Genomic DNA, 17402 nt, shown 5'->3' on the forward strand with positions numbered 1-17402 from the left:
TTATGTCATCCTCCTAAAACGGCGCATAATTGACTGCGAAATGATGTTCATAATAAAGGTAAACAAAAATAACGTTGCGCCTACAGCATACATGCTGTAATACGTAATCGTTCCATGCGGAGCATCACCTAAACTTACTTGCACAATATAGGCTGTTAACGTTTGAATAGAATGTGTCGGATCAAGCGATACATTTGGTGTGGATCCTGCTGCAATTACAACGATCATCGTTTCACCAATTGCACGAGAAGCTGCTAATATAATTGCTGCCATAATCCCTGTAAAAGCGGACGGAAACACCACTTGTTTTACCATTTCAAACCGCGTCGCTCCGAGTGCTAATGAAGCTTCTTTCGTCCCTTTCGCCACAGCTCTCATCGCGTCTTCAGATAGAGATGCAATTGTAGGCATCATCATAAATCCGATAACGATTCCTGGACTAATCGCATTAAAAAACTGTAAATCTGGTATAATCCTTTGTAAAAGCGGTGTAACAACTGTTAATGCAAAAAAACCATATACAATTGTCGGGATACCTGCTAATAGCTCTAACATCGGCTTTAATATTTTCCGTGCACTATTTGAAGCATATTCGCTTAAAAATACGGCACACGCTAAACCGATAGGAATTGCTACAAACATAGCAATTGCTGTTACAAGGAACGTTCCACATATAAGTGGTAATATACCGAATTTAGGATCTTCAAAAAATGGTAACCATTCTTTCTCCGTTAAAAAGGAGTATAATGATATTTTTTGAAAAAACATGATTGTTTCATTAGAGAGCGTAAAAACAATTCCAAGTGTCGTCACAATAGAAACACTAGCAATTATTTTTAGTAATAAAGGCACTATTCGATTGATTCGCTGCGTTTTTTTTCTTTGTTTTGTATTTCTTTCAATCAAATGTTGTACAGAAAATGTAATTTGACTTTTGTCATTATGAGCCAAAGATGAAAACCCCTTTCCACCCTGACATTACCTTTTTATTTCTGTTAACATACGCAGCTGTTCATTGTATTTTTCTTTTCTTAATTTTACATATCCGACCTCTTCAGCGAGGTTACCGACATGCTGAATCATAAACTCAACATAGTTTGCTACATTCATTTTATTTCGGATAGATGCATTATTCACATAAGTAAGTAGCGGCCTAGATAACGGCTTATACTTACCTGATTGAATGGTCTCTTTCGTCGGAAATACACCATTTACTTTTATTGCTTTCACCTTATCTCGATTAGCCATATAATAAGCATATCCTACAAAAGCAATGGCATGTTTATCATTCATTACCCCTTGCATAATAACTTGATCATCTTCAGACAAAGAGACTTTTTTTACAATGCGATGATTTTGTAAGATGACATTTTGAAAATAATCATACGTACCAGAGTCTACGCCTGGTGCATAAAACTTCACTTGTTCACGTGGCCATGTTGAATGAATTTGTGACCATCGCTTCTCTCTTCCATCTTCACTCCAAAGTAGTCGTAACTCGTCTACTGACATATCGTCTACCCATGTATTATGGCGATTCACAACAATCGTAAGACCGTCGTTAGCAACCTCAAAAGGTGTGAACTGAATAGAGTTTTTCTTCATTTCATTTTTCTCGACTTGTTTCATTACTCTCGAAGCATTATTTATATCTACTTCTCCTTTACTGAAACGATTAAATCCTCCCCCAGTTCCAGAAATACTGATGGAAATTTTCACGTCTGGATGCACCTTTGTATATTCCTCCGCTACTGCTTCTATAATAGGAAAAACCGTTGAGGATCCATCAACTCTCACTTCTCCCGTATCATTTAAAGCAAATGCAGTAGACATTTCAAAACAGAGGAACCATATTGATAATACGAAAACTTTAATCGGTGTACGCATCCATTTCACGTGTTCTTCCTCCTAGAAGTAACCGGAAATAACAGGATTACAGATATAAGAATACTGCTAAACTATTAATTCGGTTTTAATTGTTTGTAAAAGTTTTGTAAAGTTCCACAAAAATCAACATACGGTACAATTTTAATTCAGTAGTAGCTATTCATTTCCTCTGATGATTTCCCTATAAAACAGTTATCCCCTATCCCATCATATACAAGTATCATTTATACGGCCGCGTTTTTTCAATGTTGTATACTTGTCCACATTTATTACACGATATGCATAAACCATAAAAAAAAGCACACTATCTTTTCAGATAGTGTGCTTTTTTACAACTTTTTTATTCATCATCTTGCTCTTTATTTTTATTGTCTTTATCATCTTTTGGAGCTTCACCATTTACTTCCTTGTTTTTCAAATCAAAGTAAGCGTCCATAATTTCACGACCAATATATCCATTAATACCAGTCTTATCATCATGTACCCATGGAACGACAACAGAGAATGCTACTTCTGGATCTTCAAGTGGCGCATAACCTACTAATGTTAAGTTATATGTTTCCACACGTTCACCTTTTGCATTTCTACCAATCTCTTTATCTCCACCATACACAGTTTGCGCCGTACCCGTCTTCCCTGCCGCTTTATATTTTGCACCTGTAAAGTATTTTGTAGCTGTACCACCTGAATCATTATACACTTGTCTAAATCCTTCTTGAACATGTTTAATTTGCGATTCCGGCATATCAATACGATTTAATACTTTCGGTTCCATAGATTGAACAACTTTCCCAACTTCATCTGGTTTCACTGCCGGTTGACGAATTTCTTTTACAACTTGTGGTTGCATGCGATATCCGCCATTGGCAATCGTCGAAATATATTGCGCTAATTGAAGCGGTGTATACGTATCATACTGTCCAATTGATAAATCTAGTAAGAAACCTGGTTGACTACTTCTACCCATCTGACCAGCAGATTCATTCGGTAAATCAATTCCTGTTTTTACACCAAGTCCAAACTGTCCAAAATAATAACGCATCGTATCAAATGCTTTTTGAGGTATATCTAACGTACCACCTCTCACATATTTAACACCGGCGATATTCATCGCTGTTTTAAACATATAAACGTTAGAAGACATTTTTAAAGCTGTAAGGTCATTAATGTATCCCATCGTTTTCCAAGACGACTTCGTAGGTGTACCTTTTAATTTAATTGGTTCATCCAATTGCACCGATCCTGGTTGAATCGCACCAGTTTGATATCCAGTAAGTACTGTTGCACCTTTTACAGTTGATCCCATCGGATAAGAACTTGTCATGGTACCTAATGCAAAGTCATTTACTTTCGTTTGACCATCTTCGTTAACTAATTGTTTCCCCGCCATAGATAAAACTTCACCATTTTTTGGGTTCATCATTACAACGAATGCGCGATCTAAAAGAGGTTCGCTTCCTTTAAATCTCATTAAATTCTTCGCAAGAATATCTTCCACACGCTTTTGTAATTCCATATCAATTGTTAAATTCAGATCATTACCACTTTGTCCTTTTGATACATTAATCGTTTCTAAAATATTACCGTTTTTATCTGTAACATTTCTAACTTCTGCTTTCGTACCGTGCAGACTATCTTCATACTGTTGTTCAAGATAACTTTTTCCTACTCGGTCATTTCGATTATAATCACGAACAAGATAGTAATCTAGTCTTTCTCTCGGTAAGCCTTCATCAGATGTCGACACCCCACCTAGTACACTTCGGAATAAATCATCGTACGTATATTTTCGCTCCCAATCAACATTCGTATCTACACCTGGTAATGCTGCTAGGTTTTCACTAATAATCGAATATTCCTTTTCTGTAGCATCCTTTTTAATAACTTGAGGTGTCATTGCATATCCGCCGTCCATCTTACTTTTAATCGCTAGTATTTCTAGATCTTTTGCGGATAATTGATTAATCTCTTCTTCTGTTACACGACTTCGCTGACGCTCGTCTAATTCTTTATCATCAATTTTTTTATCTTTAAACTCTTGACGATCTTTATTCGTAATTTTTTCTTTAGCTTCCTCTTTATGCATAGCAAGCCAATAATCTTTTTTATCGCGATCTGTTAATTTATCTGTCGGTACTTCAATCAAATCTGCTAGCTTTTTCGCTGTTTCTAAGCGATCTTCTGCAGTTGATCCTTTCATTTTTGTAAATGTAATAGTACGAACGGCTGCATTATCTACTACAGGTCGCCCATAACGGTCAAATATTTTCCCACGCGGTACAGGATTACTTATCGTTGAGTTTTCTTTCTTCTCCACTTCATTCTTATATTCTTCACCGCGAACAATTTGTACATATCCGAGCCTTACAATAACCGCGGAGAACATTAAAAACACGCAGAAAAACAGCACGTTTAACCGAAAAGGAACGTGGGTCTTTTTCTTATTTTGCTTCTGCTTCTTGCTCATACAAACCCCCTCTACCAACAGCTATGTAATGTGAAAGGGACACCTTCATACAGGTGTCCTCACTGCTGTCTTACATCTTTTTCTATTCTAGCATAAAACAAACGAGAAGTTAACCTTCTGGTTCAGTTTGATTTTGCGCGTTCCCTTGCGTTACAACACTTGCTTTACTCGCATTTCCCTCATCATATTTGACATTTTTAACTGCAAAATAAATAAGAAAATGTCCAGCACCTAAAATACATAATAAGTAAGGTAAACTTTTTTCAGGTGGAAAGAATAGTACAGCACATAAAAAACTTAAAATGGAACAGATTCTTCCGGCGTTTAACCACAACTCCCGAACAACGACATATTCCACACGCCATTCTCTCGCATTTTTCGCTCTACCAATTACGTCATATGTCATTGATCCGTACGGAACAAGTAAAATAGGATATGCAATTGCAATACATGCCGCATAAATAAGTAATTTCGTGTATGTAACATTGAAAATAACTAAAAAGACGACAGCATATAAAATAATGCCTCCAAGTAAAATTGCTTTTTTTCGCCACTCCTTCTTTAACATACGAGCAACTAAGTAATAACATACAAAGGATACAGCAGAGTTCACTAAACTGTATTTCCCTAATGCAAACTCACTATTAGTTGCTAAATAAACATATACTGAAATGACAAAAATAAACGTTCCTTCTCTCAATCCTTGGAAAAAATGAGCTCGTGTAATCTTTCCCCAATTTTTATCAATCCGTCGTTCTTTCAATACTTGCACGATTTCATAACGCCCTTCACATTCTCTTTTAGATAAAAAGAAGCTTAAGACGACAGCAATTGCAAATAGAACTAATGAAAGAAAGAATATAACAGTATAGCCACTCCATTTCTCCATACGTGAAATTGTGTATCCTGCTGCTATTGGTCCAATCATTCCAGAGAAGGATGTAAGAAGTCCAAGAAACCCATTAAAGAAATCTCTTGTTTCTGGTTCTGTAATTTCAAATGTCAATAAGTTAAAAGCCAACCAGTAAAAACCGTATCCTACTCCTAAAAGAGCCCCCATTAATAAAATATACTGAGAAGCACTTTTCCCTGCTACTAAGACAACAATAAAAAAAATTGCGAGCGTCCCTACTCCTATTCGTAATAAAATCGAGCGATCGATACGTTTCGCTAATTTTCCCCCTACAAGAAATGTGAGAGGCTGTAATACCACGCTGGCTAAATTATACAAGCCAAGATTCACATAATTTTGTGTTTGTTTCCATAAATAAATATTTACAAACGTATTCGATAAAGAAATTGCGAGCGTGTATAAACCTCCTATAAGGAGCAATAACACTAAATCCCGATTCACTTCAACGTCACCAATTATATGTTTCCATTTCATACACAACTCTCCTTTACTTCATGTTCTAGTCTTCCAAAGACAAGCCCAATTATGTAAAAGGAAAGCATAGAAAAAAGCTAGGAGCTCTCCCCTAGCTTTTTCTATATTTATTACGATTATTTTGCTTCTTGGTAACGTTTTTCAGCAGCGTTCCAATCTACAACGTTCCAGAATGCGCCGATGTAGTCTGGACGACGGTTTTGGTAGTTTAAGTAGTAAGCATGCTCCCAAACATCTAAACCGATAACTGGAGTTTTACCTTCAGTTAAAGGAGAATCTTGGTTTGGAGTGCTTGTTACTTCTAACTCACCATTGTTTACTACTAACCAAGCCCAACCAGAACCGAAGCGAGTTGCGCCAGCTTTTGCGAATTCTTCTTTGAATGCATCGAAGCTACCGAATTTTGCTTCAATTGCAGTTGCAAGTTCACCTACAGGTTGTCCTCCGCCGTTTGGAGATAGGATTGTCCAGAAGAATGTATGGTTAGCATGTCCGCCACCATTGTTACGTACTGCTGTACGGATTGCTTCTGGTACTTCGTTTAAGTTTGCAACTAATTCTTCTACGCTTTTGTCAGCTAATTCTGCATGACCTTCTAAAGCAGCGTTTAAGTTTGTAATGTACGTGTTGTGATGTTTTGTATGATGGATGTTCATTGTTTCTTTGTCAAAGTGAGGCTCTAAAGCATCATACGCATAAGGTAAATTTGGTAATTCGTGTTTTGCCATTGTTATATTCCTCCCAGTTTATGTATTGCCACTTAAGTGACATACAACTTCATTCTACCCTAATTGCCATAGGGTGCAAACAAATAAATCACATTGTCTTGCTATCATTAAAGTAGCAAAATTCCCACTTCTTTTCAATTAAAATGCTCATATATTCCGTAAAAAAAGCTTCCTTCTACAAGGAAGCTTCCTGCTAACATAATAAACATGCGAAATGGATATGGACCCTGTAGGACTCGAACCTACGACCGGACGGTTATGAGCCGTCTGCTCTAACCAGCTGAGCTAAGGGTCCACAATTATGTATGTAACAACATATCAAATAGAGGAATTCCTATCGGATATGCTCTTTAAGAAATGTAAGATAAATTTACCATATAGAAAAGAAAAGTGTCAATTGTATTTTTCTTATTTAAAAGAAGAAAGTTAATAAAAGAAATTTAGTTATCTCCACTATATGTAAATATAATATATCTTGAGATTCTCTAGATTCCTACGTTACAATGATTTTATACATACATAAAGGAAGTGAATCTATGTCCATATTTACCCAATTCGTAAAAAGCATATACTCGCCTAAAGATATGGCGCTATTCCGTTTTCAAAAAATCGGTAAAACCATTTTGTATATTATGCTACTTTGCTTAATTACTACTATTCCAAGAACTTTTTTGTACGGTAGTTTTATCCAGGATGGTGTTGGCATGGTAAATCAAGTCATCGATAAAGATTTACCTGATTTTAAAATCGAAAATGGCGAACTAAAAGCCGATATTGATCAACCTATTGAAAAAGAAGAAGGAAATACACTTTTCGTATTTGATCCAAATTCAACAGACCTAGAAAAATATCAAAATAAAACAGGTTTATTTGTTTTAAAAGATAAAGTAGTCTCTATGGGAAATGGTCAAACACAAACGTATTCTTATAACGATTTGTTAGGTGCATCTCTTGAGAAAAAAGATCTACAAGAATTTATTTCTTTATTCGATAATATTTATCCAATTTTATTATTTGTTATTGGATTCTTAGTGTATCTATTCCAATTATTCATAACTTTTGTAGGCGTGACTTTACTTGCGTTCATCGGTTCTGCTATGAGCGGTCAACGTAAACTATCCTATAAACAAGTTTGGACACTAACTGCATACAGCTACACGATCCCAACCATTTTCTTCATGATTATGGATTTATTCAAAATCGTCGTACCTGGAGCAACGTTCATTTATATCGCTGTTGTTTTAATCGTTCTATACTTAACGATTAAAGAGGTACCCAAACCGAAAGAAAAATAAAAAATGCCTAAATAGGCATTTTTTTTTTGGACAAGCATATATTCCTAGCAAAGGAGTGAAGAATATGAAGAGATTAGGTATATTCCTATTCGTGCTTGTTCTCGGTTATATATTTTATTACGATATAAAAATCGGTACTTTACCGATGTTAAGTTCATATAAAAAAACAACTGCTGCTCAAACAATTAAAAAAGAAAACACAGACAGTCAACAAAATAAAGCGAACAAAACAGAAAAAGAAACGGATGTATCTTATAAAACAATTGAAGTAAAAACTGGTGAGACAGTTCTTTCTATTACAGAACAAATTAACAAGAAAAAAATTCCTTCCATAGAAAAAGTCATTGACGACTTTAAACAATTAAACAAAAGTACATCTGCTACAAAAATACAAATTGGAAAGTCTTATAAATTCCCGTTATATCAATAAGCTATCACTTAATCCTTGTCAATTACATAAAGGCGCTGATACAATAGTAAAAGTGAAACCGAGTACTTCGGTTTCTATAGCCCTATATCACGTATACTATCATTGATATGAGGGACTAAATAAGAAACTTCTTTTATAAGGAGAGCGATCTATTCGTGAATGAAATGACTCATCGTACAAAAACACGTCCAGTTAAAGTCGGTAATTTAACAATCGGCGGTAATAATGAATTAATTATACAAAGTATGACAACAACAAAAACACATGATGTTGAAGCAACAGTTGCTGAAATCAAGCGTTTAGAAGAAGCCGGCTGTCAAGTCGTCCGCGTTGCCGTTCCAGATGAACGCGCAGCAGATGCTATTGCTGATATAAAAAAACAAATCAACATTCCACTTGTTGCTGATATTCATTTTGATTATCGCCTTGCTTTAAAAGCAATTGAAGGTGGCATCGATAAAGTACGTATCAATCCAGGTAATATTGGTCGTCGCCATAAAGTAGAAGCTGTTGTAAATGCAGCAAAAGAGCGCGGTATTCCAATCCGTATCGGTGTAAACGCTGGTTCATTAGAGCGACACATTTTAGAAAAGTACGGGTACCCAACTGCAGATGGTATGGTTGAGAGCGCGCTACATCATATTAAAATTTTAGAGGACTTAGATTTCCACGATATTATCGTATCTATGAAAGCCTCTGATGTTAACTTAGCAATCGAAGCATACGAGAAAGCTGCTCGTGCTTTTGATTATCCATTACATTTAGGTATTACAGAATCTGGAACATTGTTTGCCGGAACTGTAAAAAGTGCTGCTGGTCTTGGAGCAATCTTAAATAAAGGCATCGGAAATACACTACGTATTTCATTAAGTGCTGATCCAGTTGAAGAAGTAAAAGTTGCTCGCGAATTATTAAAATCATTCGGTCTTGCGTCTAATGCAGCAACACTTATCTCTTGTCCAACTTGTGGTCGTATTGAAATCGATTTGATTAGCATTGCTAACGAAGTGGAAGAATACATCTCTACACTTCAAGTACCAATTAAAGTTGCAGTACTTGGTTGCGCTGTAAATGGCCCTGGTGAAGCTCGTGAAGCTGATATCGGTATTGCCGGTGCACGTGGAGAGGGATTATTATTCCGTAAAGGGCAAGTCGTTCGTAAAGTACCAGAAGAAACAATGGTAGAAGAACTGAAAAAAGAAATCGACGTAATTGCTGCTGAAATGGCTGCTGAACGAGAAAAAGAAAAAGAGACACAAGAACAATAAAAAGAAGGTTGCCACAATATTTGTGAGCAACCTTCTTTTCTACGTAAAAAAGCTCGTCAGTTACATAACCGACGAGCTTTTACTTTGCACATTTTGGACAACGACCATATATTTCAAACTTATGACCCGTTACTTCATAACCAGTAAAATCTTTATTCATAAAATCCATTGGGCAGGAAGTAATCTCTTTCGTCCCCCCACAATCCAAACAAATAAAATGATGATGATGTTCCATAATAGAACAAGTAAAACGAAAATGTTTTTCGCCATTTAATTCCGTTTGTTCTAAAACACCAATCTCAGCAAAAACTGTTAAGTTACGATAAATCGTATCAAAACTAAGCCCTGGATAATCGTCTTTCATATGTTCTAAAACGTCTTTCGCAGTTAAATAACGATTATGTGCTGCAAATAATCTGAGCATCTCTTCTCTTTTTCCAGTATGTTTATATCCTTTTTCTTTCATTAGGCGTAAAGCTTCTGTTAGATTCATACCTATCCCTACTTTATGCAGTTTTTTTCTTCTTCCATAAAATCGCACCGATTAAAATAAGAACTGCTATCATAACAATTGTACCACCTGGCGCTAGATCAAGTTGATACGAAGCAAACATTCCACCAATTACTGCAATTTCACCAAATAAAATGGAAAAGAAAATTGTTTGTTTAAATCCTTTAGCAATACGAATACTTGCTGCAACTGGTAATGTCATTAATGATGATACGAGAAGAACCCCCACTACACGCATTGATACTGCAATGACAAGAGCAACTAATATAATGAAAATAAAGTGAATCCATTTCGCTCTTAAACCAGTTGATACTGCGTATTCCTCATCAAATGATAATAGAAACAGCTCTTTATATAATAAAATAATTGTCGCAACAACAACAATTGCTACAATCCCAATAATAATTAAATCTGTACTTGTTACAGCACTGACACTACCAAATAAATAACTAAATAAGTCTGTGTTAAATCCATTTGCAAGTGAAATGAAAATAACTCCAACCCCCATCCCTGCCGAAAGGATAATTGGAATTGCTAATTCTTGATAGTGCTTATATACAGTTCGTAACTTTTCGATTAGTAGCGCTCCACCAATCGAGAAAATCATCCCCATATATAAGGGGTTTAAAAATCCACCTGTAAAAATGGTTTTTTCAAGTAATAAACTTGCTGCAATACCCGATAACGTCACGTGACTTAATGCATCCGCAATAAGAGATAAACGACGAATAACAACAAACACACCAATTAGCGGTGCAACAAGTCCAATTAAAATACCTGCGTATAAAGAATTACGTAAAAAGTCATATTGTAAAAAATCTTGTATCATTATATCCTCCCGTGATGCTCATGTTCGTGTTCTAAACGATGAACATGATGTCCATATAAGACGGACATTTCTGCATCTTCTAACTCTCGGAACTTCTCTACATTTCCATGGAAATGTAGATGTTGGTTCAGGCATGCAACATGTGTTACTTTTTCAGTAACAGCTCCCATATCATGAGTAACAAGAATTAATGTGATCCCGAGCCTTTTGTTTAAATCCTCTAATATTTCGTAAAAACTTTCCACATTTTTCACATCGATTCCAACAGTAGGCTCGTCCAAAATAAGCAATTCAGGATCACTAACGAGCGCACGAGCAATAAATACACGCTGTTGCTGTCCACCAGAAAGCTCTCCAATGTTACGACCTTGAAACTCACTCATCCCTACATCAGCAATTGCTTTTTCTACCTTTTTTTTATCCTCTTTTGTAAAAAAGCGAAAAAGCCCTTTTTTCGAAACAAGTCCCATTGAGACAACTTCAGAAACAGTTGCTGGAAAACCAGAATTGAAACTATTTGCCTTTTGGGATACATAACCAACTTTGTTCCATTCCTTAAACCTCTTACTATCAACGCCAAACACGCGTATACTTCCTTCTTTTGGCTTTAAAACGCCTAATAAACACTTAAGTAAAGTTGATTTACCTGAACCATTCGGTCCCACTAAACCTAAAAAAGCTCCCTTCGGAACTTGCAAATTAATATTTTCTAACACATTCCGATCTTCATATCGGAATGTTAAACCTTCAATTTCTAATATATTATTCATAGCATCTCACCTATTTTAATTCAGAATGATTCCGATTTATATCTATTTGAATTATAGTACAGCTTATTATAGTTGTAAACCAATCTGCCTAAAATATATCTATTTTTTCAAGAAACCTTACTATTATAACAAAAAGCAGAGAAAAATTCTCTGCTTTCAAAAAATATTCCTATAAACTTTTAGTGAATAGCCGATTTAAACTTACCACCATTTGTCTCTTGCGTGCTCATAATCGTAACAAACGCATTTTCATCAATTTCATGCACAATTGACTTTAATTTCGTCACTTCTAGACGCGTTACAACTGCATAAATAACTTCTTTTTCTTTATCCGTGTAACCACCTTTTGCTACAAGCTTTGTCGTTCCACGGCCAAGACGATGCAAAATCGCGTTTGATACTTCCTCATATTGATCAGATACAATTAAAACCGCCTTCGTTTCATCTAGCCCTTGAATTACTGTATCGATTGTTTTAAATGCGATATAGTACGTCATAACAGAATACATCGCTTGTTCCACACCAAACACAAATGCTGCCCATGCAAAAATAAATAAGTTCACAAACATTACGAATTCACCAACAGAGAACGGTAGTTTCTTCGTTAATAAAATCCCCATAATTTCAGTTCCATCTAACGACCCACCATGACGAATTACAAGTCCTACACCAAGACCTAAAATAAGCCCACCAAACACTGTCGCTAAAATAGGTTCTGTTGTAAATGGTGGCACCGCATGTAACGTTGACTCAATGAAAGCTAACGCTACAATACCAAATGTCGAAGATAACATAAATGTTTTTCCAATTTGCTTATAACCGGAATACATAAATGGGATATTGAGAACAACGACTAAAGTAGAAAAACTTAACCACCAAATGTTAGGAGTAAGATAATCTAATATAAGAGAAATACCAATAATTCCACCATCAATAATTTTATTTGGCATTAAAAATAGTTCAATCGCCACCGCCGCGCATGCTGCTCCAAAAATAATCATAACTAAACGATAAATAAGATGAATAACACTTTCTTTTCGATGTTGCTTTTGCTCCATAAGCCCTCCCTGTACTCTTTTTCTGTAGTTTCGTCCTTATATTATAACATACGCTTCTTTTCCTCATGAAAAAAGAAACTCCATACGAATATGTACAAGCTACATGCTCATATATTTCGATAGAAGAACGCGTGAAGGAGGATAATAAGATGAACCTCATTAAACAAATTGTTAATAAAAAATTAAATCATATTTCTACAAAAGAGTTATTAAAATATAGCAAAGAATACGAAGTTCCTATTACAGCCGCACAAGCTGACCAAATCGTTTTACTTATGAAGGGTAAAAATATTAATATTTACGATAACAACGAGCGACTAGAGCTCTTAAAACAGATCGCAAAAGTAACTTCCCCTGCCACTGCCCAACAAGTAAATACATTATTTCAGCAACTACTAAAATAAGGAGGGGATTTCCCCTCCTTATTGCGCTTTAATTTTTTCAAGAAGCCCTTCATCAAAAGTGCCGTTTTTCAGCATTTCGATTTCCAATTTATATGGTGGCTTCTTATCTTTTTTATCTTCCCCTACATACGGTGTTTCAAGAATTTTTGGTACATGCATTAACTGTGGATGATGTACAATGTGATGCAATGCTTTATACCCAATGTGACCAAATCCAATGTTTTCATGACGGTCTTTTCCTGCTCCGCGTACATTTTTACTATCATTAATATGAAGTACTTGTAAACGATCTATACCAACGATCTTATCAAATTCGTTTAATACGCCGTCAAAGTCATTTACAATATCATATCCTGCATCGTGCGTATGACACGTATCAAAGCATACGGATAGCTTTTCATTATATTTTACACCATCAATAATCTTTGCAATTTCTTCAAAGCTACGACCGCATTCTGTTCCTTTTCCTGCCATCGTCTCTAACGCAATGTTAACCGTCTGTTCTGGCGTTAACACTTCATTAAGCCCTTTAATAATTTGTTGAATACCAGCATCTGCTCCAGCACCAACGTGCGCTCCTGGGTGAAGAACAATTTGTTTCGCTACACCTAATGCCGATGTTCTTTCAATTTCCATGCGAAGAAAGTCTACGCCTAATTGGAATGTTTCTGGCTTCGTCGTATTCCCAACATTAATAATATACGGCGCATGGACGATAATTTCCTCAATTCCGTTCAGCTCCATATGTTTTCTTCCTGCTTCTATGTTCAATTCTTCAATTGGTTTTCTTCGTGTATTTTGCGGTGCACCTGTATAAATCATAAACGTTGTTGCACCGTATGAAACAGCCTCTTCACTTGCTGCTAATAACATTTTCTTACCACTCATAGAAACATGAGATCCAATCTTTAACATACAATCACCTCTTCAATATACAATAGATATAATGATAGCATAATTTGTAGAAATATGTAGTGAATTGTTTGTTCACAAAAGACGCACTACACAAATTCATATGACTATTTAGACAGACTATACTCTTCATTTAAATTAGCGGGATTAAAAAAAGATAAGGGAAACCCCTTATCTTTTTTTATTGCTATATTTTCTCTTCACTTTGTCACGTTCTGTTGCAAGTTTACGTTTATAGTTTGGTTTTACTTTTTTCGGTTTTTTAATAACTTTCGTTGCCATAACATCAAGTTCGTCATTTGGTTTTTTACGGCTCTTACGACGACGACGCTCACCTAAATCTGCCCACTCATCTCCACGTAAATCTACATGTTTAAACTCGATATGACGTTGTTTTTCTAAGCTATCTAACGCTTCTTCGTTTGCTGGATCATAAATCGTCACTGCAATACCAGAATGCCCCGCACGTGCTGTTCTTCCAACGCGGTGAACGAAGAAATCTAAATCTGATGGTAGCTCATAGTTAATAACATGGCTAATCCCTTCAATATCAATACCACGTGCTGCTAAATCAGTCGCAACAATATATTGGAATTCAAGGTCACGAATTTGTTTCATCATTTTTTTACGATCACGTGGTGATAAATCCCCGTGAATTCGTCCAACTTTTAAGCCACGTTCCATTAATCCATCAGCAACTTGGTCTGCCATCTTTTTCGTATTCGTGAAAACAACTGCTAAATACGGTTTAAATTGAAGTAGCATTTTATGCACTAAATCAATTTTATTACGATGTTTAGAAGGCACTAAATAGTGTTCAATGTTTCCAGCTGCAACTTGTTTTGGATTGATATGAATATGCTCTGGATTCTCCATATATTTCTTCAGAAACGGTTTTAGTTTTTGAGGAATTGTTGCAGAGAAAACTAACATTTGCAAGTTTTTAGGCATGCGTGCTGCAATTTTGTCTACATCATGAATGAATCCCATATCAAGCATTAAGTCTGCTTCATCGACAATAATCGTATTTGCTTTATGAACAAATAATGCTTGTTCTTCAACTAAGTCTTTAATACGTCCTGGTGTCCCAACTACGATATGAGGTTGTTTTTTCAATTTCTCAATTGAACGTTGTTTATCAGTTCCACCAATTAAACAACGTGCTGTAATCATTTGGTCTTCCGCACAAAACTTTGTTAATTTCACGATTTCTTCGTAAATTTGTTGTGCTAACTCACGAGTAGGCGCTGTAATAACAAGTTGTACTTCTTCACGACTTGCATTAATTCTGTTTAATGTAGGAAGTAAGTATGCATGTGTTTTCCCAGAACCTGTTTGGGATTGTCCAATTACACTTACACCTTTTTTCACGACTGGGAAAATTTTCTGCTGAATTCCTGTCGGCTCTGTAAAGCGTAGTTCACGAACTGCATCTATTAAAAATGGTTTAAAATCATACTGTGTAAAAGTTTGTTGTGTCATAAGTTACACCTTCTTTCTAAAATTTCTACTGCGCGCACAAATCAGTCAAGTCTACATTATATCGAAATCTACAAGTAAAATCCATCTTTAGTTTAGGTTTTCACTTCAAAAACTAACCTTCTTCCCTTTTATTGCATATTGTATGTGTATATACCTAACTGAAGAAAGGAGGATTTCTCACATGTTTCCGAAATCCCCTACAAGGCAAATGTATCCGAATCCAGGGCAGCAACCTTATACACCATATCCAATTCCACAACTACCACCAATGGCACAAAAAAAGAAAGGTTTTCTTGCTAAGCTTTTTAAAAAACACGATCCAACCGAGCCTTTTATGCAAATGGTTCCACCTTACCGACAAATGGAAGGGCAACCGATGATGCATCAGCAACCACCACCGCCCCAATATCAACAGCAATATCCGCAGCAATATCAACAACAATATCCGCAGCAACATCCACAATATCAACCATACATGCAGCAATATCCTGAGCAAATGATACCGCCTCAAATGTATGAATCAACTGAAACGCGCGGGGGCACAACTACAGCTGCGGCAACAGCAAGCAGTGGCATCGGCAGTTTTTTTTCGAACTTAATTTCAAATCCAACTAATATGATAAATAACATCGAAAAAGTATCCCAAGTCGTTCAATCTGTAGGTCCTGTCGTCGAACAGTACGGTCCTATTATGCGTAGTCTACCAAGCATTGTTAAAATCCTCACCTCTGGAAAAAGCACGGAAGAAAATCAAACGGAAAATGTAACAGAGCCAGTTGAAGTAGAAAGTCCGCCTCCTGCACCTCAAAAAAAGAAACGAAAACGAAAGAAAATAGTGATTGAACCTGTAATAGAAAAAGAGTTACCGAAAGAACCAGTTCAACAAACAGCAACAAAACCAAAACTATATGTGTAACAATCCTTTGTTTTCTATCCACTCCTCCTTTATAATGTAAAAGACTATGCACAAAAGTATCCCTTGTTTAGAAGGAGAGGATTACTCATATGAAAATTGTTAAAATTTCCCCTCGTGGTTATTGCTACGGTGTTGTCGATGCAATGGTAATTGCACGTAATGCCGCATTAGATAAATCATTGCCGAGACCCATTTATATTTTAGGTATGATTGTTCACAATAAACATGTTACAGACGCTTTTGAAGAAGATGGAATCATCACATTAGACGGTCCAAGTCGCTTAGAAATTTTAGATAAAATTGATTCTGGTACTGTTATTTTCACTGCACACGGTGTTTCTCCAGAAGTTAAACAACGCGCAAAAGAAAAAGGTTTAACGACAATCGATGCTACTTGCCCAGATGTTACCAAGACGCATGACCTTATCGAAGCTAAGAAAGCGGAAGGGTATCATGTCATTTATATCGGTAAAAAAAATCATCCAGAGCCAGAAGGCGCAGTTGGTATTGCACCTGACATCGTTCACCTTATCGAAAGAGCCGATGATTTAAAAACATTAGAAATCCCAACAGATAAAATTTTAGTAACAAATCAAACAACGATGAGTCAATGGGATGTTCAACATTTAATGGAGGACATTCAAAAAAAATTCCCAACAGCAGAATTCCATAAAGAAATTTGTTTAGCAACTCAAGTTCGCCAAGAAGCTGTCGCTAAACAAGCTGATGTTGCAGACTTAACAATTGTTGTTGGTGATCCGAAAAGTAACAATTCAAATCGCTTAGCACAAGTATCACAAGAAATCGCGGGTACAAAAGCATATCGAGTTGCTGATGTAAGCGAAATTCAATTAGAGTGGCTACAAGGTGTAGAAAACGTAGCTGTTACAGCAGGTGCTTCTACTCCAACGCCAATTACGAAAGAAGTTATCGCTTTCTTAGAGCAATATAACCCAATGAATCCCGCTACATGGGAAAGAGTTCGAAAAGTACCGTTACAAAAAATATTACCTCGCGTGAAAGTGAAAAAAGAACAATAATAAAAACCGTTGCTTGCA

17 protein-coding genes and 1 tRNA gene are annotated in these 17402 nt (G+C 36.1%); 6 read left to right on the plus strand and 12 right to left on the minus strand.

Annotation, left to right across the window (positions count from 1 at the left end):
• The 6 genes from pstC to ACTL4X_RS21665 all read right to left on the minus strand — a co-directional run bounded on the left by pstC (window position 1) and on the right by ACTL4X_RS21665 (window position 6764).
• Window positions 1-951, minus strand: coding sequence for a phosphate ABC transporter permease subunit PstC (gene pstC / locus ACTL4X_RS21640; protein WP_000940918.1), 951 nt, complete (start codon window positions 949-951; stop codon window positions 1-3).
• A 27-nt stretch (window positions 952-978) separates the two neighbouring features.
• The gene (locus ACTL4X_RS21645) at window positions 979-1896 is read right to left on the minus strand and encodes a PstS family phosphate ABC transporter substrate-binding protein (protein WP_000871830.1); all 918 of its coding nucleotides are present in this window, start codon (window positions 1894-1896) and stop codon (window positions 979-981) included.
• Window positions 1897-2227: 331 nt separating this feature from the next.
• Window positions 2228-4354: a peptidoglycan D,D-transpeptidase FtsI family protein gene (locus ACTL4X_RS21650; protein WP_000038992.1), complete on the minus strand. Its 2127-nt coding sequence runs from the start codon at window positions 4352-4354 to the stop codon at window positions 2228-2230.
• Window positions 4355-4463: 109 nt separating this feature from the next.
• The gene (locus ACTL4X_RS21655) at window positions 4464-5741 is read right to left on the minus strand and encodes an MFS transporter (RefSeq protein WP_000871384.1); all 1278 of its coding nucleotides are present in this window, start codon (window positions 5739-5741) and stop codon (window positions 4464-4466) included.
• 116 nt (window positions 5742-5857) lie between these two features.
• Entirely contained in the window at window positions 5858-6469 is a 612-nt protein-coding gene (sodA, locus tag ACTL4X_RS21660) for a superoxide dismutase [Mn] (protein WP_001052031.1), read from the minus strand.
• 221 nt (window positions 6470-6690) lie between these two features.
• Window positions 6691-6764, minus strand: a tRNA-Ile gene (locus ACTL4X_RS21665).
• Window positions 6765-7005: 241 nt separating this feature from the next.
• On the opposite strand from ACTL4X_RS21665, the gene yqgB reads away from it, so the two are divergent.
• From yqgB to ispG, 3 genes are all read left to right on the plus strand, one after another.
• Window positions 7006-7764, plus strand: coding sequence for a protein YqgB (yqgB, locus tag ACTL4X_RS21670; RefSeq protein WP_000021898.1), 759 nt, complete (start codon window positions 7006-7008; stop codon window positions 7762-7764).
• Between the two features lie 64 nt (window positions 7765-7828).
• Window positions 7829-8194 carry a protein YqfZ gene (yqfZ, locus tag ACTL4X_RS21675; protein ID WP_000825414.1) on the plus strand — a complete coding sequence of 122 codons (366 nt, stop codon included), beginning with the start codon at window positions 7829-7831 and terminating at the stop codon, window positions 8192-8194.
• A gap of 164 nt (window positions 8195-8358) precedes the next feature.
• Window positions 8359-9462 carry a flavodoxin-dependent (E)-4-hydroxy-3-methylbut-2-enyl-diphosphate synthase gene (gene ispG / locus ACTL4X_RS21680; RefSeq protein ID WP_153577907.1) on the plus strand — a complete coding sequence of 368 codons (1104 nt, stop codon included), beginning with the start codon at window positions 8359-8361 and terminating at the stop codon, window positions 9460-9462.
• Between the two features lie 79 nt (window positions 9463-9541).
• On the opposite strand, the gene ACTL4X_RS21685 is transcribed toward ispG, so the two are convergent.
• The 4 genes from ACTL4X_RS21685 to ACTL4X_RS21700 all read right to left on the minus strand — a co-directional run bounded on the left by ACTL4X_RS21685 (window position 9542) and on the right by ACTL4X_RS21700 (window position 12630).
• Entirely contained in the window at window positions 9542-9955 is a 414-nt protein-coding gene (locus ACTL4X_RS21685; RefSeq protein ID WP_001054516.1) for a Fur family transcriptional regulator, read from the minus strand.
• Between the two features lie 13 nt (window positions 9956-9968).
• Window positions 9969-10802 (minus strand): metal ABC transporter permease, encoded by an 834-nt coding sequence (locus tag ACTL4X_RS21690; protein ID WP_000613815.1) that lies wholly within the window; start codon window positions 10800-10802, stop codon window positions 9969-9971.
• The gene (locus ACTL4X_RS21695) at window positions 10802-11572 is read right to left on the minus strand and encodes a metal ABC transporter ATP-binding protein (protein WP_001059663.1); all 771 of its coding nucleotides are present in this window, start codon (window positions 11570-11572) and stop codon (window positions 10802-10804) included. Before ACTL4X_RS21695 ends, ACTL4X_RS21690 begins: the two co-directional genes overlap by 1 nt.
• 179 nt (window positions 11573-11751) lie before the next feature.
• Window positions 11752-12630 (minus strand): YitT family protein, encoded by an 879-nt coding sequence (locus ACTL4X_RS21700; protein ID WP_000435963.1) that lies wholly within the window; start codon window positions 12628-12630, stop codon window positions 11752-11754.
• A gap of 149 nt (window positions 12631-12779) precedes the next feature.
• Here ACTL4X_RS21700 and ACTL4X_RS21705 point away from each other — a divergent pair, with 149 nt between their 5' ends.
• Window positions 12780-13034, plus strand: a complete 255-nt coding sequence (locus tag ACTL4X_RS21705) for a DUF2624 domain-containing protein (RefSeq protein ID WP_001048954.1) — start codon at window positions 12780-12782, stop codon at window positions 13032-13034.
• Window positions 13035-13052: 18 nt separating this feature from the next.
• On the opposite strand, the gene ACTL4X_RS21710 is transcribed toward ACTL4X_RS21705, so the two are convergent.
• Both ACTL4X_RS21710 and ACTL4X_RS21715 read right to left on the minus strand, forming a co-directional pair.
• Window positions 13053-13949, minus strand: a complete 897-nt coding sequence (locus tag ACTL4X_RS21710; protein WP_000912460.1) for a deoxyribonuclease IV — start codon at window positions 13947-13949, stop codon at window positions 13053-13055.
• 168 nt (window positions 13950-14117) lie between these two features.
• Entirely contained in the window at window positions 14118-15428 is a 1311-nt protein-coding gene (locus tag ACTL4X_RS21715; protein ID WP_000194017.1) for a DEAD/DEAH box helicase, read from the minus strand.
• Window positions 15429-15609: 181 nt separating this feature from the next.
• Between ACTL4X_RS21715 and ACTL4X_RS21720 the strand changes: the two genes are divergently transcribed.
• Both ACTL4X_RS21720 and ACTL4X_RS21725 read left to right on the plus strand, forming a co-directional pair.
• A complete protein-coding gene (locus ACTL4X_RS21720; RefSeq protein WP_000484167.1) occupies window positions 15610-16344 on the plus strand; it encodes a YqfQ family protein in 735 nt (244 codons plus the stop codon).
• Window positions 16345-16433: 89 nt separating this feature from the next.
• On the plus strand, window positions 16434-17384 hold the full coding sequence (locus ACTL4X_RS21725) for a 4-hydroxy-3-methylbut-2-enyl diphosphate reductase (protein ID WP_000706662.1): 951 nt from the start codon (window positions 16434-16436) through the stop codon (window positions 17382-17384).
• The last annotated feature ends 18 nt before the right edge of the window (window positions 17385-17402 follow it).

Origin of the sequence: Bacillus sp. RE35 (assembly GCF_052146655.1) — a bacterium.
Lineage (GTDB): Bacteria > Bacillota > Bacilli > Bacillales > Bacillaceae_G > Bacillus_A > Bacillus_A cereus.